The sequence below is a fragment of the Paenibacillus sp. Dod16 genome (genome assembly GCF_049893405.1).
Lineage (GTDB): Bacteria > Bacillota > Bacilli > Paenibacillales > Paenibacillaceae > Paenibacillus_AQ.
The window spans coordinates 75,642-93,955 of the sequence record NZ_JBNDYG010000040.1 but is presented as its reverse complement, the minus strand read 5'-3'; the positions used below and the strand labels follow the sequence as shown (position 1 = coordinate 93,955).

16 protein-coding genes and 1 pseudogene are annotated in these 18,314 nt (G+C 48.7%); 2 read left to right on the top strand and 15 right to left on the bottom strand.

Features of this window, described 5'->3' with window-relative positions; all coding sequences use genetic code 11:
* Window positions 1–33 precede the first annotated feature (33 nt).
* The 4 genes from ACPV3A_RS26975 to ACPV3A_RS26960 all read right to left on the bottom strand — a co-directional run bounded on the left by ACPV3A_RS26975 (window position 34) and on the right by ACPV3A_RS26960 (window position 6,735).
* Complete coding sequence (locus ACPV3A_RS26975) at window positions 34–993, bottom strand: ABC transporter permease (protein WP_071221841.1); 960 nt, start codon at window positions 991–993, stop codon at window positions 34–36.
* Between the two features lie 412 nt (window positions 994–1,405).
* Window positions 1,406–4,648 (bottom strand): hypothetical protein, encoded by a 3,243-nt coding sequence (locus ACPV3A_RS26970; protein WP_426202434.1) that lies wholly within the window; start codon window positions 4,646–4,648, stop codon window positions 1,406–1,408.
* Between the two features lie 563 nt (window positions 4,649–5,211).
* Window positions 5,212–5,817 (bottom strand): DMT family transporter, encoded by a 606-nt coding sequence (locus ACPV3A_RS26965; RefSeq protein ID WP_426202432.1) that lies wholly within the window; start codon window positions 5,815–5,817, stop codon window positions 5,212–5,214.
* A gap of 111 nt (window positions 5,818–5,928) precedes the next feature.
* Window positions 5,929–6,735, bottom strand: coding sequence for a helix-turn-helix domain-containing protein (locus ACPV3A_RS26960; protein ID WP_426202431.1), 807 nt, complete (start codon window positions 6,733–6,735; stop codon window positions 5,929–5,931).
* A gap of 142 nt (window positions 6,736–6,877) precedes the next feature.
* Between ACPV3A_RS26960 and ACPV3A_RS26955 the strand changes: the two genes are divergently transcribed.
* Window positions 6,878–7,684: a phytanoyl-CoA dioxygenase family protein gene (locus tag ACPV3A_RS26955; RefSeq protein ID WP_426202428.1), complete on the top strand. Its 807-nt coding sequence runs from the start codon at window positions 6,878–6,880 to the stop codon at window positions 7,682–7,684.
* 3 nt (window positions 7,685–7,687) lie between these two features.
* On the opposite strand, the gene ACPV3A_RS26950 is transcribed toward ACPV3A_RS26955, so the two are convergent.
* The 4 genes from ACPV3A_RS26950 to ACPV3A_RS26935 form a co-directional block, all read right to left on the bottom strand.
* Window positions 7,688–8,278 (bottom strand): GrpB family protein, encoded by a 591-nt coding sequence (locus ACPV3A_RS26950; protein ID WP_426202426.1) that lies wholly within the window; start codon window positions 8,276–8,278, stop codon window positions 7,688–7,690.
* A gap of 185 nt (window positions 8,279–8,463) precedes the next feature.
* The gene (locus ACPV3A_RS26945) at window positions 8,464–9,486 is read right to left on the bottom strand and encodes a 2,3-butanediol dehydrogenase (RefSeq protein WP_426202424.1); all 1,023 of its coding nucleotides are present in this window, start codon (window positions 9,484–9,486) and stop codon (window positions 8,464–8,466) included.
* Between the two features lie 20 nt (window positions 9,487–9,506).
* The gene (locus tag ACPV3A_RS26940) at window positions 9,507–10,115 is read right to left on the bottom strand and encodes a TetR/AcrR family transcriptional regulator (RefSeq protein ID WP_426202421.1); all 609 of its coding nucleotides are present in this window, start codon (window positions 10,113–10,115) and stop codon (window positions 9,507–9,509) included.
* 212 nt (window positions 10,116–10,327) lie between these two features.
* Window positions 10,328–11,170, bottom strand: a complete 843-nt coding sequence (locus ACPV3A_RS26935) for a hypothetical protein (protein ID WP_339223673.1) — start codon at window positions 11,168–11,170, stop codon at window positions 10,328–10,330.
* Window positions 11,171–11,262: 92 nt separating this feature from the next.
* On the opposite strand from ACPV3A_RS26935, the gene ACPV3A_RS26930 reads away from it, so the two are divergent.
* Complete coding sequence (locus ACPV3A_RS26930) at window positions 11,263–11,610, top strand: hypothetical protein (protein WP_426202419.1); 348 nt, start codon at window positions 11,263–11,265, stop codon at window positions 11,608–11,610.
* Window positions 11,611–11,804: 194 nt separating this feature from the next.
* Here the strand turns inward: ACPV3A_RS26930 and ACPV3A_RS26925 are convergent, their stop codons facing one another.
* From ACPV3A_RS26925 to ACPV3A_RS26895, 7 genes and pseudogenes are all read right to left on the bottom strand, one after another.
* Window positions 11,805–12,929 carry a GerAB/ArcD/ProY family transporter gene (locus ACPV3A_RS26925; protein WP_426202416.1) on the bottom strand — a complete coding sequence of 375 codons (1,125 nt, stop codon included), beginning with the start codon at window positions 12,927–12,929 and terminating at the stop codon, window positions 11,805–11,807.
* A gap of 17 nt (window positions 12,930–12,946) precedes the next feature.
* Window positions 12,947–13,186 carry a hypothetical protein gene (locus ACPV3A_RS26920; protein WP_426202414.1) on the bottom strand — a complete coding sequence of 80 codons (240 nt, stop codon included), beginning with the start codon at window positions 13,184–13,186 and terminating at the stop codon, window positions 12,947–12,949.
* 9 nt (window positions 13,187–13,195) lie between these two features.
* The gene (locus ACPV3A_RS26915) at window positions 13,196–14,194 is read right to left on the bottom strand and encodes a Ger(x)C family spore germination protein (RefSeq protein ID WP_426202412.1); all 999 of its coding nucleotides are present in this window, start codon (window positions 14,192–14,194) and stop codon (window positions 13,196–13,198) included.
* Window positions 14,195–14,206: 12 nt separating this feature from the next.
* Entirely contained in the window at window positions 14,207–14,413 is a 207-nt protein-coding gene (locus ACPV3A_RS26910) for a hypothetical protein (protein WP_426202410.1), read from the bottom strand.
* Between the two features lie 26 nt (window positions 14,414–14,439).
* Window positions 14,440–16,042 (bottom strand): annotated as a pseudogene (locus ACPV3A_RS26905) (spore germination protein).
* A 279-nt stretch (window positions 16,043–16,321) separates the two neighbouring features.
* Window positions 16,322–16,837, bottom strand: a complete 516-nt coding sequence (locus tag ACPV3A_RS26900) for a DUF3189 family protein (protein WP_339296378.1) — start codon at window positions 16,835–16,837, stop codon at window positions 16,322–16,324.
* 175 nt (window positions 16,838–17,012) lie between these two features.
* The gene (locus tag ACPV3A_RS26895) at window positions 17,013–18,095 is read right to left on the bottom strand and encodes a Gfo/Idh/MocA family protein (protein ID WP_127590332.1); all 1,083 of its coding nucleotides are present in this window, start codon (window positions 18,093–18,095) and stop codon (window positions 17,013–17,015) included.
* Window positions 18,096–18,314 lie beyond the last annotated feature (219 nt).

Below are 18,314 nucleotides of genomic sequence, written 5' to 3'. Positions count from 1 at the left end.
TACATTCCCTCCTTAATCCTGCATCGACGACCTCTACCATAAGCTGGTCTCCCCCGCTTTGCGTGCAACCGCATTAACGATAATCAGGATGATAAAATTGATCACATTGTTGAACAGGCCGACTGCCGCCGAAAAACTGTATTGGGTGTTAAGCAGTCCGCTCTTGTACATGTAAGTGGAGATCACCTCGGAGGTTTCCAGGTTCATCGCGTTTTGCATCAACAGAATTTTCTCGAAGCCGACACTCATGATGCCGCCGGCGCTCAAGATGGACAGGATCACGATGGTCGGAACGATGCCGGGAATCGTGATATGCCAAATTCGCCGAAATTTGCTGGCCCCGTCCATATAAGCCGCCTCATACAGGTCAGGCGAGATGCCCGAGATGGCAGCGCTGTAGATGAGCGAAGACCAGCCAACTCCTTGCCATACGCCCGACCAGACGTATAGATGCCAGAATTTCGATGGCTCTGCCAGATAATCGACCGGTTCCCTCCCCAAGGAAACAAGGATGGAGTTGAAGACGCCATTCGTCGGCGAGATAAAGAAGAACAGAATACCGACCGCGACCACAACCGAAATGAAGTGCGGTGCGTAGGAGATGCTTTGGGCGAATGAGCGGAATTTACGATTTCGAATCTCGTTGAACAAAAGCGCAAGCAAGATCGGAGCGGGAATGCCAACCAACAGGCCGTATAAACTGATCCCGATGGTATTCTTCAGAATCGTCCAAAAATAATAAGCGTCAAATAACCGCTCGAAGTGCTCGAACCCGACCCATGGACTGTTCCAAATGCCAAGGCCAGGCATAAAATCCTTGAAGGCGATCTGAACGCCGTACATCGGCCAATAATGCCAGATCAAAAAATAAAGCACCGCCGGCGAGATAATGATATACAACCCGATATTTCGCTTGAGCTGCCTTTTGACATGCGTCCATTTGTTGGACTTTGGAGCGGGCTGTGGGGATGCCGAGTTTAATCGGGCGTCCATGCTTTGTCATGACCTCCTTTTTCTCGATCAAAATAGTAAGTAAATATTAGCCACGGTGGTCGACTAATATCGGCTTCCGTCGGCAATGCATCACCTCCTTCTCGCAACTTACTTGTATTAACAATTTTGAATGTATTGATTATTTGTTATAACACATTCTAGTTAGCATTCAATTTCCAGTCAATATGACATCGAAAAATTGCTACTTTAGAAGTATAAATTGCACTTTTGTTATGACAAATTTCGACGGTACAGCCATTGTTAATGATGAGAAACAATCCATTCCATGCGTTTGGTTGATAACAAAAAAAAAGCCGCGTAATTCACGCGGCTGTTCCTACTATATGGACGACGATACGACGATATGGAAGAAAAGTGTCGTGTTTTTAAGATGGCTGAAGCTTTCGTCTGCTTACAGGTAACCTGCCAGTTTGGCAAGTATTTCTGCTTGTTCGCCCGTCAATATTTTGCCGGATTGTGCACTAACTTGATTGGAAAAGGCGTTCAGCATGCCTTCCTTGGCAGAGGTGTTACCTCTATTCTCGGCCTCTTTGGCATGGAGGAGTTTACTTGACAGCGATTGTGCGAGTCCTGGATCGCTCGCGGCGAAATGCGCTGCAAGCGCGGACAAGCTGTCATACGTTACAATCACCTCGAAACGAAAGACCGCTTCCGTTTTATTTCCCGCCAGATCGATTGCCTTGACGGAGATATCGTGGGATCCAGGCTCGAAGAAATAGGCAGGACGTTCAATCAGTGCATGAGAACAAGGATTGTCAGCTAACCCAGACAGACTGTCGACGGCGCTGCACGAAACGTATACAGAATCGGTTACGGTGTACGTACGCTCACCGGTGAATTCAACGACAGGTGCCGTCTTGTCGATCTGCACCTTCAGCGTCCCCGGAACCTCAGGCACGCCTGAGAAGTTAGTGGCGGAATAGGTGACCGTCGTGACGCCTTCCTTCGTGATTTCAAGCTGGGCCGTATTCCCTTTTATTGTAGTCTTCTCTATTGGCTGTGCCCCTTCCGCAGCGTATGCAATGGAGTACGCGCGGTCGGCAGAGATGGACAAGGACACATCGGAATTCACCCAGCCGTTCTCGTTGGGAGAAGGCGATAGACTAACCGTGGAGACGGGCGGCACACTGTCTTTTACCGTTACAAAGAAATCGTCATAATAGGCTGTTGCCACATTGTATCTGGAAGTTACCGCTATCAGTTTTGCATAAGCCGCATTAGCTGGAGCCTTCCCTCTTAGCGTCACTTTCTGCCATTGGGCCAATCGCGATTCATCCAAATGGGTTTCCAAGGTGGAGATGGTCGCGTTATTGCTATCAAAGAATCGGAACATAAAGCCAGGCTGACCGGATTCAATATAGAGATTCATGCCCGCCGTATATTCCTCTCCCGGAATGACGGGAATCGGATCACTCTGAACGGCAACAGATGCCGTTCTCAGCGTGTCCGTAATCTTCAGGCTGTGCGTTCCCGTGAAACTGCGTTCTGTGCTGCGATCATAGCGGTAACCGTTGCCTGGAGCGAATAACGGGCCCCAACCCTTCAACTCCTCTTCGAAGCCGGGATTGGTGATGGGAACAGCCGTATGCGGCGGTTCCTCCACGACCTCACCGTCAACTTCCATCCGATACAGGATCGTATTGGTTTGCATATCTGTGAAGTACAGGTTCCCGTCAGAATGCAAATCGAATCTGGAGGTGTCGGCCAATGTCCGATGTTCCAGCGTTTCAGGGTCAATGACCGTCAGTTTGTTGTTAAACAGCACATAGAGCAGTCCATCCTCCGACCAGCGGAGCGGGTGATGCGCCCATTGGCTGAAATTCAAGCTTGGATACACTTTTTTACTCTTCATGACTTCATACGTATCGGGATCGATCGCAAAAATATACTCATAGGATGCCCCCCAGATCAATCCGTCCGGACCTGCCGAAAGATCTCCGATGAATATCGGTTTATCCAGACCGGGAACCCGGAGTGGAAACTCGGCGATTTTTTGCTGCGTCTCCTCATCCCAGACAAAAATCTTCGCTTCCGCTTCCGTCGGTTCAGAACCCAGTCCGCCTCGAATCGTGGTGGAGCCGAACACCTTGCCGTCATGAACCGTCGTGCTGAGCACGCTCTGATTCTGGACGACATTGCGATGAACGTTGATTTCTCCGGTGACGGTATCATAAACGGTCAATGAGCCCCCCAACGTGCCGTAGCCGGATATCGTCGAAATGTACAGCTTGCCTTTGGAACTGGAGATATCCACCAGCCTCTCCTGATCGTTGCCCAGTACGGCCAGTCGCTTCGGATTGTTCATTCCAGGCTCCGTCGATAAATCGAACTCGTACAGACCGCCCTCCGGATACACGCCCATATAGACTTTATTGCCCACGGCATGAACGCTGTCGGCCTGACCGATGCTGAACGGCGTTGCGGTGTTATCCGTCAAATCGACGAGCGAGGAACGCGCCTGCGAGCCGGTGGTGATCAGCTCCGTATCGGACACGCTTTTCAACCGGTTGACAACGCCGGGCAGACCCGGAATAACAGGCGGCAACAGGTGCACTTGCTTCGTTTCGATATTCATGATCGTAACGCCGCCGTCATAACGGACGGTCACCAGATTTTTGCCCGAGTATTCCGGATTATGGGGAAATTCAACCCAATCTACTCCCCGAAATCCGCTGTTGTACTCCATTCCGGTTAACTCGACCTCATGCGTTACAAGATTAAACGTTTTCAGCTTCTTGTCGGACATATAATACAGTTTTCCGTCAAGCGAGTCCGTCGCGTGCAGCCCCGTTACGTTCTCCAGCACAACATCCAGCCAGCTTTCCGTCTGCGTATCGTAGATAAACGCCTCTCCAGGAATGCCGCTTCCGTCCGTATATCGGGCAAACAAATAACGGTTATCAATCGTGCTCAGGTCATACACGGTGTCTTCTTTAACCGGCAGGGAAGCAGCGATATTCGTTTTATCACCTGTCGCTAGATTCACGCGTACGATCTGCTTATGCGCGGTACCGGCATATATATTGCCGCCCTGGTAAGCAATTGAGCGCACATATTCCTGGTCAAGCAACCCGATGACGCGGCCATAATCTTTGGTTTGCTTTGTAGCCGGGTCATACTGATACACTTTGCCGCCGGGATAGGTTCCGACATACACGCGGCCCTGTTCATCCGTGGTGATGCTGTTCGGAACCGACTGGCCGTCGAACTGTGCCACTTGCACAGGGACATGAGTAACCGGCGAGTAACTCCACAGCCTTGCTCCGCCACCGTCAGCCGCAAGGAACAATGTTCCGTCCGGTGCCGTCGTATGTGCCCATGAGCTTTCGGAGGGTCCGATCGGAATGCTCCGCAGCAGTTTATAATCCTCCAGGTCGATCACGTTAAGATGCCCCGGCTTTCCTTTACTGGTCGCGTAAAGCACGTTGCGGCCCTCTTCCTTGCCAGTTGTACCGTTGAACACAGCCACCGTATAGTTGTTCGGGACCAGAATTTCTTCCGGTGTTCCATATGTTTTTTGGGCCAGCCTGCTCTCCCCGGAAGCAGCTGCGACACCGCTGCCTCCCGAGCATGCCAATATAAAACAAATTGCAAGCATGAAGACCTGGAACTTGCCACCCTTTCTAAATCTCATAAATAACCTCCTTGGAATCAATCGTTGTCTTCCCGAAAAACCACTGCGCATGCATGCGGCTAGCGAACGGGCGTTCGTCTCGGTTTTTGTATACGGAACCTCCTTTTTTCGATTAATTGACAAACCCTTGTTAAGTAGAATCCAGAACTTGGACCCGGGTCGTCTGGCCCGTATATTAGGCAAATAGCAAGATGGTGTCAATCGATATTTATTTTGCTTTATTACATTTATCTCGTTATGGGTCAAAGTGGATTTTGCAAAAGTGGTAGAATAATCGCAAAATCTTCATCGAAAATTTAAAGTTTGGAACCCAATAGAAAAATAACTAAACCCGAAGGTTAACAAGAAAAAAGCCGCAATTTAAGCGGCCCGGAGCAAAGTATAAATTCGTATCACACGCGGCATCCTTCCTTCTTTAGGAAGCTCTTTAGGAAATTCTTCACTTTCGTTTATATCGAAATCCCTTAATTTCTTGAATGCTTCAGTTAAGGTACAACGCGGGGATAAAAAATAAAAGACTGCCTCTCTAGCAGTCCTTCTTGGTGCTATTGAATGTTATTTAGTTACAGCAGCAACTCTTTCTTTTTGTGTTCGTCCGCCACGATTGGTGATAAACACCCCGGATAAATGAGAATTAGGCCGATGATCAGGCTCCACCCAATCGGTTCATCCAGCAGTGTATATCCCCAGATCATCGCCGTTGCAGGCACGAGATAAGTGACGGATGTCGCGAACTCGTGGCTCCCTTTCAAGACCATATAATTGAACAGAATATAGGCCACACCAGAACCGAATATGCCCAGGCCAACAAGAGAACCTATATTGGCAGGCTCCGCGATCTTGGCAAGCTCAACCGTTTCCGTTGTAAGAGCGATCACTCCACTCCCTGCCATTGCCCCAAGCAATGTCGCGAACGTTAACTGATACATACTCAGTCCGCCCAATAAGCGTTTGGATAACTGCGAACCAACGGCATAACACAAAGTAGCACCTATCATTGTCGCAAACCCAATGAAATCGACGGTAATAAATGATCCAGGTCGAATGCCGAGCAGAATGATCAGTCCGACAAGCGCGACACCCATGCCCATCCATTGAATCCGCCTAAACACGAAGCCGAAGAACAGCAACCCGACGATCATGGTCCAGATCGGCGTCGTTGCATTCAATACCGAAGCCATGCTGCTGGCCAGTGGAGGTTGTACAGCGTGATTCTATACAGCGCTCTTGCAGGCAGCTTCCATTGGTATGATTCATGAATAACGTAAGCCTGGCAGCCTTCATGTAGGCTTGCACGCCTGGCGGTACTGCCTCGGTGAAACCCCGTACTGTTTGCGAAACTGATCGGCAAAATGATTGTAACTGTTAAACCCGACATCCAACGCGGCTTCGTTCGCCGTACGGCCGGAATGGGTCATCAATAAGGCGGCATGGCGAACCCTCATTTGATTCAGATGCTCCACGATAGTGTACCCCGTTTCTTGCTTGAACAAGTGGGCCAGCCTTGACCCCGAAATTCCGATCTCTCGCGATATCGCGTCGATTCGAATATCTTCTTTTAACGATCGGGACAGCAAACCAAGGGTCTGCTCGACTCTGGGATCGAGTCTTTTGTTCATCCGCTGCGCAAGCAGGAGCAAAATTTCACGCAACGAATTCTCACACAGCGCCTCCCATAGGTCCAAACGATCCAGTGAATCTTGAAGTACATTCCGAAATGCTTGCTCGACTCGCCCACGGACACGTTCATCGGGCAGCGTTTCGACTAGAAACTCCTCATAACGCAGCATCCTGTTTTCCGGAAGTCCGGGATAATGGATCCACAGGAAGTTCCAGCGTTTCCCCTTCACAGTTCCGTATTCATGCGCGATATTGGCGCGCAGTAGGCCAAGCTGCCCGGGTCCGCAGCGCTTCTCTCCGGCAGGCGTACGGACATAGCCCTCTCCATGCAGCGTATATACAAGCAGCCAGTCCTTCATGCCATGAGGGCGACGTAAGCGATAAGCATCGTCTTGATCGAAATGGTCGCCGAATATGGTGCCGGTACTTTCTAAGGGTTTCACGTGCCTGCCCGCCGGCTTTCGCATGAACTTCTCCTCCTTTTGTACCTGTAATAACAGAATAACAGAATCCCGGTATTAATAAGCAGAAAACTGACTTCCTCTCAAGTTAAGCAGGCGATATTCTATTGTCAATAGGAAAAACAATAAACGTACAGGAGGCATTCCCATGCAAAAGCAGCCAAGAGTATTGACTCAAGAACAGTTGCAATGGTTCGAAACGGAAGGTTATTTAATCGTAAAAGGGCTCTTCCGCCAGGAGGAGGTGTCGGAAATCGAAGCAACGTTTGAGGAGATCAGCCATACTACCGTTCCTGGCCACTTTGAGCCGGTGTTGGATGAGGAAGTTGTCGAACCGCTGAAGCGTTATCCCCGTGTGATGCATCCGCACCGCTTTAATCCGACCGCGATGAAATATATGCTGCACAAGCCTGTTATGGATGTACTGGCCGATTTGTATGGCGAGCCGGCACTCGCGGCTCAAAGCATGTTCTATTACAAACCCCCGGGTTCCCGCGGACAAGCGCTGCACCAGGACAACTTTTACCTGCAGGTCGAGCCGGGTAACTGTATCGCGGCGTGGACCGCAATCGATGCGTCTAATGAAGAGAACGGCGGGTTGCTCGTCGTTCCGAAAACAAGTGATTATGCTCTGGTGTGCCCGGAGGAAGCCGACTCGAACGAGTCGTTCACCACCCATTTCGTAAAGCCGCCCAAGGACAGCAAGGCCCTCCCGGCGATCATGGACAAAGGCGATGTGCTGTTCTTTAACGGCAACCTGATCCACGGCTCCTACCGTAACAAATCCAACCGTTTTCGCCGAGCCTTCATCTGCCACTACGCCAACGCCTCGGCTGCCAAGATCGGTGCCTTCTATCGGCCATTATTCCGGGAGGACGGGACGGAAGTCAATCTCGACATCAATCCCAATGGCGGTCCGTGCGGCGTCGAATTTGATACGGCATATCCCCATTAAATTTCATGCGACCAGCGTATACCTTGATAGCGCTGGTCGTGCTGTTTTTAATCTTAATCTTCCCACACATTCTGCAGCGGAAGGCCCAGCTCGCTTCGGGCCGCATCCACAACCATCTGAATAAAAGCGGTTTTCTCCTTCGTATAGGCTTCCATGGAACTTGCGTTTAGGGCAGCCGCCCTTTTTTTCTGCTCCGTACTGCGTGACAAGCTCCGGATGAATACGCAAATAATCTCGCAGCAAAATTTCATTTCTCGTATGGAACAACGCATCATACATCATAAGGTGAACATTATGAGTCCACTTTCCTTCCGTACGCTTGGCAAATAAATATCTCCCCTGCATTCCGGTTGGAATATGCGTATAGCTAGCCGGATCAAACCTTGATTCATAATAGGCGACCGGCCGGAGCGGCGTCAAACCGACAAAGATGTCGATCACCGGCTTGGATGCCTGCCCGGGAATCGCGGTACTCCCCACATGCTCGATGGCTGCCGCTTCGGCACCAAGTCCCGAAAGAAGCGCTTCTTTTTCGGATTCAAAAGCTTCCGCCCAGCTCTGGTCATATTCTACAATGGTGATGGTATCCTCCATCACGCTCACCTCGCTTTGCTTTTATTAACCTAAGAGTGGTTTATGAAAATATGTAAGAATTAATTATATATAAAAAAATGCCTTTGATGAAGACTGAGTGGATAATAATTCCACCTCCCATTAAATTCGGCGTAAGGTACAGTATAGAAAAGCCCTACCATAGAGATCTTGGTAGGGCTGATTCATTAGGACAAGTGCATATCAACTAAAATTTTGCATTGTTTTCGATCATTGGCCAATGTTTCAAAGCCTTTCTCGACAATATCGCCGAGCGGTATGAGGCTTGTGATGACCTTGTTCCCATCAATGATACCTCCGGCGAGCAATCGAATCACCTCGGGGAACAGGTTTGCGTAAGCGTAAGAACCGGTAATTTTGGCTTCGGTCTTTACAAAGCTGTTCGGGCTAAAGGTGACCGGCTGTTCCCACAAACTCACAACCTTGAATTCCCCGCCTTTTCTCACCGCACTTACGCCGCTCAAGAATGTAGCCTGCACACCCGCCGCATCAAAGGCTACGTCCACTCCTCCGTCCGTCAGCTCCTTGATTCGTGCAACTGCATCGACTTCAACCGGGTTAAGTACGTGGGTTGCACCTAGCTCCAGCGCCTTCTCCCGGCGGTCATCGGATACTTCCACGACGATGATTTCGCTTGCTCCCGCCGCTTTCACCGCTTGCAGGAGCAAAAGACCGATCGGACCAGCCCCAAAGATGGCTGCCGTATCGCCAAGACGCAGCGTGCTTTGCCGTACCGCATGAACCGCTACGGCCGTAGGCTCGACGAGTGCTCCAAACTTAACGTCCATTTCAGCTGGAAGCTTAAACGCATTCTCCTCTTTAACAACGGCGTATTCCGCGAACCCGCCAGAAATGGAATAACCGTAACCGCCGCTGTTCGAGCACAGATTCACCATTCCTCTTCGGCAATTGGAGCAATGGCCGCAAGCGATGAGTGGTTCAACGGCCACCTGATCACCGGGCTCCACAGTGGTTACGCCTTCTCCTACTTCAACGACCGTACCGGAGAATTCATGTCCGAGAACCGGCTGCGTGCGGATTGGAAATGTACCCGCTACATATTCATGCATGTCGCTTCCGCATATGCCTGCATAATCCACTTTGAGGAGTATCTTTCCCGCTTCAAGAGGAGGAATGGCCGTTTCTTCAACCCTGATGTCTTTAGTTCCGTATATTTTCGCTGCTCTCATGATGTTATCCCCTTTGCTGTTCACGATGAATGCAAACCGTTCAAGACAAGACGAATAATATGCTCAGCTGCCTGCGCGGCGTTGTCCTCCGCAGGGGGCAAATCGCCGAACACTGGCTCGAGGAACGGGTTCTGTCTGGAAAAGATAACGGCCCCCATCACAAAATGGACGGCGTACACAATCGATTCGAACTGAAACACGCCTTGGCTCTTCCCTGCTTCCAGTATGGCTCTTAGATGTACCCAAGAAGGATAAAAGGCATTCGAAAGCATCTTGAGCCGGGGACTTTGCATCATCATTTCCTGCTGCAGGATATGAATCAACTCTTCGTTATCGTAACGGTATGCAACAAAACCACGGATAAACGCTTCAAGCGCGTTGATTGGCTCCTCCAAGTTGAAGGACAGCTTCGCAAAATGTTCATTAAGCGGTTCGAACAAAGCATAGAGCAGCTTGTCCTTTCCTCCGAAATGGTAGGATACCAGCGCTAATGCAACGCCTGCTTCGTCGCAAATTCCCCTGACGCTGGTGCCTTCAAAACCTTTTCCGGCAAACAGCTTCTTCGCTGCCCCTAAAATCTTCTGCTTTACGTCCTTTTCCTGATTCTGTACCTGTTTTTCGTTTACCATTCGATATCCATTACCTGTCTACATGTATTTGCTATTCCAATTATTCGTTAAGTTGATTCTTTGATTTGAACGTTCGTTTTGAACAATTGTTCAAGCAGCTGCGAATTCATTTTACTCCTCGTTTTTATTCATGTCAAATGTGTCTGCACCCTTGGATCAAGAGCCGCGGTCTTCCCCGCAGCCATGATCCTCGCCTCCGTATGCAGTTCATACTATCTCGCTCTTCTAGTCTTTAACCATGGAGTGATTCGCCTGGTTCTTCCGATCATTTTAGGGAGCAGCATCAATGCGACGATACAAGAAATGATCAAATACACGGACTGGACTCCTTTCTCTTCCGACAACATCTGTTCCACACTCGTACCGATCAGCAGAACAGGATGTTTCGTATCGTCCCCCGGTAAGGGAAAGGCTTCCAACTGGCCTTTGTTAGCCCGGCCAATTACCGTCACCCAATCCCCGGGGGAGACGGCATAATAACCGTAAGCCGTACCCTTGGGACTTTCCATCAGCAGCGGTCGGGATGAATTTCCTTGGTAAATCAGGGAGACATGTTTCGGGTCAACCGTCGCAAAATTCAGCGGAAGCCAGTCCGTGTAAAACCTGAACCGTTCCGCCTGAACCGTTACTCCGTTAAGCTCTGAACTTCCCCATGATTGATGGCTTCCGTTATCATCCAGCTTGTAATCGCAACCACCCTTGCCGCATTCCCAGCGGAACGGCTCTTTCTGGAGCAGAGCATAAAGATCCTGGAGCTTGCCTTCATCCGTATATGCCGCTTCTCCCCCAGCCTGACCTTCGAGACGTACATAGCCAGTCATTTCGGATGTCAAATGATGGACCGGCTGAGCTTTGTTTATAATGGTCGTGAGCCGGGCGGAATTCCAATACATTAGAAGCGATCCAAGCAGGATAATCCATCCGATCGCTTCCATAATCCGAAACCAGAACCGATCGAAGCGGGTGTCTTCGGATCGTTTACGTTGTTTTCTCGCTTTCTGCTTATATGTATGGATACCTGTACGACTGGGTTTATTTTTGCGTTGCTTGACCACGGGTTTTATCTCCTCCTCCCGTTAACGATGTCAGAGATGACAATTATCATATACGACTGCCAGGTACGCAGGGTTTCAGTCGGTTTCAGACAATGGATAGGATCAATACGGACCCTTCTACTCTTGTTCGCGACTGGATTGGCAACTGTGTAGCGGAGCATCGAAGAACGGATGAAGATTCTGCTGCCGAGCTATATTTGGCAGGATACCAATTGCAGCAAGCATTGGGAGGAAGGGAACATGTCAACAAGGAATTCGCTAAACAATTGCAAGAGCATTCCTTGACGAACCAGAAGGAGTTTACGCAGTTGATCTTGACGACCTATATGGATCTCGACCTTACGATTCCTTCGTGTTTATCCAAGACTTATAGAGGCTACGCTTATTCTCAAATGTTTTTGTTGGGCTTGATCGGTGATAAACCTAAGAATTTGACATAAATCACAATCGCCGTTATTCCTTAATAATGTCAGAGTGACTTCATCTATTAGTGCGCAATAGATAAACTTCCCTTTCCTGCCGGCTCAACATAAAAAACCGTCTACAAGTAGACGGATCGCACAAGCCAAGCTATTTCCATTTCAATAGCGGTTTCTGTGGATTTATCAATTAACCCACTTTGTCCTCCAACCGTTCAGGCGGATTTCGAGGACTTTTTTGTTTTTTTGGAACCTATTTTACGCAATCCGTGCATGCCGAACAACAACAGCGGGAGTATAAATCCGACGGTAATCGTATACGGAATCCAGGTCTTGTTGTCCCATACCAACTTGAATGGAACATTGGGGTAGATGAAGACGGAAACCGCAGCCAGAATCCAACCGAGCGGAACGACCAGAGGCTGATAGTTTTTAATATTAAATATTTGGCTTACGCCAATCGCTATGGCATAGAAATACAAGGAAATCCGATAAAACAAAGTGATAAACCACATCACGGCCATGACCGCCTCAATCCGCTGAAGAAAATTGCCGATATTGATTTTTTTGGAAAGCATATAACTCGGATACAGGTTTCTTGCTGTTATGTCTGGACCCAGTACCAAGATCGTTAAGGCAATAATCGTAAACAACACCATCGCTCCGAATAAACTGCCGATATAAACGGCTTTGTATGTTTCTGACGGTCGGTTGACGGCCCCCGGGTAGATGATCATCAACACGACATTCGGCAGAAAAGTAATGCTAACGAAAGAGACGGCGGCTGGAAAGAAGGGGTTAATCCCCGATTCCAAAATCGGCATAGCATTCTCCCATTTAATCTCTGACAATAATAATAAACTCATGGATAGAAACAGAAGAAGAAACCATGGAAAGAGCATTTCCGCTGAACGAGCCAGCACCTCAAGGCCTAAACGCACCCCAAGCACAACCAGGGCCCCAAATAGGTAGATGATCGCCTGAATCGGAGTTTCCGGCAGCATCTGGATCGTCATGAAAATACCGATCTCATGTAACACCGTAGCGGGACCGCCTAGGAACAACGTAAGCAGGAAGAGAAGGTTTATCGTTTTGCCGATCCATTTTCCAAAAAGCTTCTCGGACAACTGCATTAAATTCGTTTCCGGATATTTTTTGAACAATTGCAGCTGCAGCGCCAGAATGATGAATCCGAGGCCGGTACCGACCAAGCAGGCAATCCAGGCATCTTGCTTAGCGATGGAAGCCATACTCGAAGGAACGATAAGAATAGCACTTCCGATCGTATACAAGGCAGTTAATATGCTGACCTGACGCAGTGAAATTTTGACTACGGGCATCTTTCCCGCTCCTTTTCTTATTGGATCAAACCGATGGCAGTAAGCCAATCACTGAGCGGCTTGAATATGACCGTGATCATAGCCAAGGGCGTTGGGATATCTTTCATGACCGTTTGAGCCACGCTGATTCCCATGCCCATGATCATGAATACCGCGAACCCCCAGATTTCCCTGTATTCTTTTTCCCGGAGCATCCTCGGCAGCTCCAGCCAGGTTACGATCCCGGCTGAAGCCGCTATAATCGCGAAGTTGAGCATGAAATCGCCTCATTCCTTGATATCATTTAGAAATGAATCGTTGGTAGTTCCTGTACGCCGGATTTTATAATCCACCTGGATATGGGTCTCGAGATTCGGAAAATATCGGTCTTCCCACTCGTCCTTCATCCCTTTCCACGCCTTCGGGTGCGCACGGCGAAAAGCTTCCCCGAAGCCGAAGATGTCCACTTTATGCTCCGTTTGTACTTTAGCGATAACCGCCTCTAAGCTTTGGGTTAGTCTTTCTTCCATTTGGACTTCGAGGTCTCTTAAGGTATCAGGGTGAGACAGATCCAAGCCTCCGCACTCTACAGAGCCGATATTTCCCTCCATATTAATTCGGATATCCATTTGAGGACGGGATTGGACCATTCTTCCCTTCAGCTTCGTTTCGGACCTAAGCGTCTCCACAATAACCTTGCCATCGTTCCGGCGGCATGGTATGAAATCTACAGAGCTTTTCACGTGCCCCGTAATAAGTCGATACCCTCTGCTATCCTTCTCGTTTAACCACCCAATCTGCTTGTCCCTTTTGAAAACGGCAAGCCCCGAATATTTCAATTGGCTTGGCGTATTAATATTTTCTACATTCTTCTTCGTTTTTCCGATGTCCCGATTCCCAGTTATGATTAATCCTGTAAGCACGGGGTGTTTTCCAGTGCTGGTAATATCACTTATCAATTCATCCAGCGTTACGGCCATGCTGGGTGACCATACCTTCTCGGAGATTTGCAGCGATTCGTAAAGTTTATTTGCAGGGATGGTTTCCAGGGACGTCATGATTTTCAACGTTTCCTCCGCCGTTGCTCCTTTGGTCACAACCAAGTAGAAATCGGGTCTAAATTCATGATCCCTGGATAGCAAGTCCAGAACTTTGGCAATCCCTTCCTTTGCCATTGCCTCATCCATAAGAAACATCCGTAAATGGGAAAAATAAATTTTCCGCGGACTGATCTGTGTCATCCTCCGCGAGGCTTCAAAAATAGTGTCCCCTTCTGCCGTATACAATGTAGCAGGCGCTTAGGGACCTCCACTTCTTTTGGCGGTGAGCTGCCCGGGATTGGCAACCTGGACAGTTAAACGATAGCGGCCTTCCACCCAGTCCACCCCAGCGGCTACCGCTATGGCCAGATCGTTCAATTCCCTGCGACTCCAGCAACCGCTCAGAAGAAGCATGATGACAATATGCAGGAGAATCAACGCCGTGATCCGTTTCATCCATTTCACTCACTTTCCCGCTGGTCTGCAATAATCTATTCCCGCGATTTTTGGGGTGGTGTGCTTTTTCTGCGCTTTTGGTTGTTCTGATTCATCAGTCGGGGGCGACTCAGCAGCATCCAATGCGGGAGCCGCAATATCGTATCTTTTTGCCCCTCCGGAATTAACGGCGCGAAAGGTGACATGTACGGAACGCCGAACGAGCGTAGGCTGCACAAATGGAGAATTAGGGCGATGATCCCCACTAAGATGCCGAACAGGCCAAAGGATCCGGCAAGAGCCATTAACGGAAACCGGAGCATCCGAAAAGCAATGGACATATTAAAGGATGGAACGACGAAGCTTGAAATTGCCGTGATCGCAACCACGATGACCATGGCGGGCGAAATGATCCCCGCTTCAACGGCGGCTTGCCCAATCACCAATGTGCCTACGATGGAAATCGCCGATCCGATATTTTTGGGCAGCCGCACGCCTGCCTCCCGAAGGATCTCGAAGGTAACCTCCATAAGGACCGCCTCGACAAAGGCAGGAAACGGGATCTGCTCACGCTGCCCAGCCAGTCCGAACAGGAGCCTTGTCGGCAGCATTTCGTGATGAAAGGTGGTTATGGCAACATAGAGGGAAGGTCCAAGCAAAGAAATAAATATGCTCAGGTAGCGCAGCAAGCGCAGGAAAGAGCTGATATCCGCGCGCTGATAGTAATCCTAATCCTCCGCAGCATGCAAGAAAGAGACAAAGAGAGCCGGAACAATCAGAACAAACGGAGTCCCGTCCACGATAATCGCAATTTTTCCTTCCAGCAGCTCGGACGCAACCACATCCGGACGTTCGGTATTATAAACGGTAGGAAAAGGAGTTAACGTCTTATCCTGGATCAACTCCTCGATATAGCCGCTCTCCAAGATGCTGTCCACATCGATTCGTCCAAGCCGGGCCCGGACTTCCCCGACAATTTTTTCGTTTGCAATGCCATTAATGTACATCATGGCGACATCCGTCTGCGTCACTCGACCGATCTGTTGCGTTTCCATCCACAGTTGAGGATCCTTGATTTTCCGGCGAATCAAGGCTGTATTCGTACGCAGCGACTCCGAAAAGGACTCGCGCGGGCCGCGGACGACATTCTCCGCCGATGTTTCCATGACCCCGCGGTCCTTCCAACCGCGTGTACCTGCCGCGATGCCTCGATTCAATCCATCTACCAGAAAAATGGTGTCTCCCGACAATAAGGAATGGAACAACTTTTTATAATCGGTAATAGACTGAATCTCATTATTGACGAGGGAAATTTGTTCTAATATCTTTTGCCCGTCGAATGGTTTCGAATGTTCCGAATCTTCCCTGACCCGGGATTTTCGCAATATCTGCTACTACCATCATGATGGATTCCGAGATGATCTTTTGATCCGCCAAACCGTCCGTATAAACGATAGCGATATAGTGTATCTCCTCTTCATCCAGCGGAATTTCCCTGATCACGATATCGGTGCTGTTGCCAAGGGCTGCTCTGATATGGTTTAGATTGCTTTGTATATCCGGGCTTAAGGCATCGGGATCTGTAATCGATGTGTTAGCCGGTAGGGTATCTTTGATGCGGTTATTGACGGGATGGCCGGTTCTTCTTCGATACCGCATGGGAACATCCTTCCTCTCTCAGATGCTATTCCCCCATTATTACCGAAGAAAACCAGCTGTAAACTGTCTGATGCACATTGCTGTGTACCAAGCAGGCCAAGGGAAATTTCGATAACATCCACTCTCACAGGATGACGCGGCTGAACGAAAATTGAGTGATTTTGTATCATACGATTCAGCTCTATAACAGAAACGCTGAGGCATATTTGGGCAAATAAAAAAGAAGATACACCTGTGGAATCCCGGATTATCTTCTCAGTCAGTGCGGATATCAAATAGCTATGCGGAGAAATTTTTGTTCTCCATAACGATTACAGACTCTGTTCCAGACCTCGAGGCTGCGGTTTGTTTGGTATGTAGAACCAGTTCACGGATGTTGCTGCAGCACTGCTTCGCCCCTGCGATTAATAATGGATCGCCTATAAAACTCAATTTTAATCTTTTAGTTAAAAATCCCCCAATTGTCATGACCAATGGAACGGTAGGCGAAGTATTGGAATATACAATCGGCTCTGCGTTTTGATATTTGTCTTGAAGGATCAGGCTCAAATTTTTTAGAGCTGGAATGACAACTTTGGATGAGCCCCTTCCAAGTGTGTATACCGGATTCCCGTTCTCATCCAGCCCGTGGAAAACGAGTTTGCCCATGTCGGAAGTATTGAGTTTATTGAAATAGTCAACCGCCAGAATCTCGTCTGTAGTAAGCTGCCGATGCGTGGGTAATTTATTTAGATGATACGCGGCTGCCAGCGAGGTTGTATGGGTTCCACCGTAATCATTATAAATAAATATCATTTCATATAACCCTGCCTTCATGATGTAATGAGCTTATTATGCCTCATTAATCTATACTATATCCCATTCCTCCCCATCACCTATCCACAGTTTTGCTAGATTCAATATGATCGACATAAAAAAAGCCCTGAACATCAGGGCTTTTGCATGATTAAATCATCATATAAATCTAAACTTAGTCCAGGTAAACGGCTTTGCCGAGTTTTGCGGATTCGTAGAGAGCTTCCAAAATTCGAGATACGACATAAGCTTGTTCCGGGGTTACGACAGGATCCTTATCCTGATCGATCGCCTCGATCCATCTTCTCATCTCAACATCCGGAGCCTGCTCCTTCTTCCCGTCATAGAACGCAACTCCGCCGGAATTCAATTCGATCTCGTTGGTGTACAGACGACTGAATTTCTCGCCGTTGATGCGAAGACCGTTCTTCATGTCGGCTCCGCCTTCCGAACCGCTCAGCGTACATTTAGCTTCATCGATATCCAGCGTATTGAGCGCCCAGCTGGATTCCAGCATGATGGTCGCGCCATTCTCCATTACAATCATACCGAATGCGGAATCCTCAACGGTGAATTTTTCCGGATCCCATGGTCCCCAAGCATTTGCCGCGTTCTCCTTGCGAGACAATTCATGGTAAGTGGTACCGAGGACGATCTTCGGTTTGTAATTATCCATCATCCAGAGGGTCAAATCGAGAGCATGCGTACCGATATCGATAAGCGGCCCGCCGCCTTGTTTTTCCTCATCCAAAAACACGCCCCAAGTTGGAACCGCTCTTCTCCGTACGGCATGAGCCTTGGCAAAATAAATATTTCCGAGCTCACCGGCTTCGCATACTTGTTTCAGGTAAAGACTGTCTTCACGGAATCGGTTATTGTATCCGATCGTCAATTTCTTGCCTGTACGCTCTGCGGTTTCCATCATCCGCTTGGCATCCGCAGCCGTTTTTGCCATCGGTTTCTCGCACATTACATGCTTACCTGCTTCAAGGGACGCAATGGAAATTTCGGCATGCGAGTCATTAGGCGTCAGAACATGAATGATATCGATGCTTTGATCCTGAAGCAGCTCTTTATAGTCGCTATACACTTTAGCTTCCTCAATCCCGTACTTGCTAGCAGCAGCTTCTGCCCGATCAAGGACGATATCACAGAATGCCACAAGCTCCACGTTGTTCAATCTGCTTAAGCTCGGCAGATGCTTCCCGTTTGCGATACCGCCACAGCCGATAATTCCAATTCGATACACCTTAGACATGAATCATCACCATCACTTTTCATTAATTTTTAATCACTTCAAATATAAAGTCCTGCCTATCCATAACGCCTTAAAGAGCAGGCGGGCTTTTATGTATGTAATTCTGCCACAACATCTCTTCGGTCTCCGGATATGAACTTAGCTGCCATGACATCCACATATAAGGTATCACATCTCACTCGTTTTTTTAGTCCAACTATGCGACAAATCATATATAAA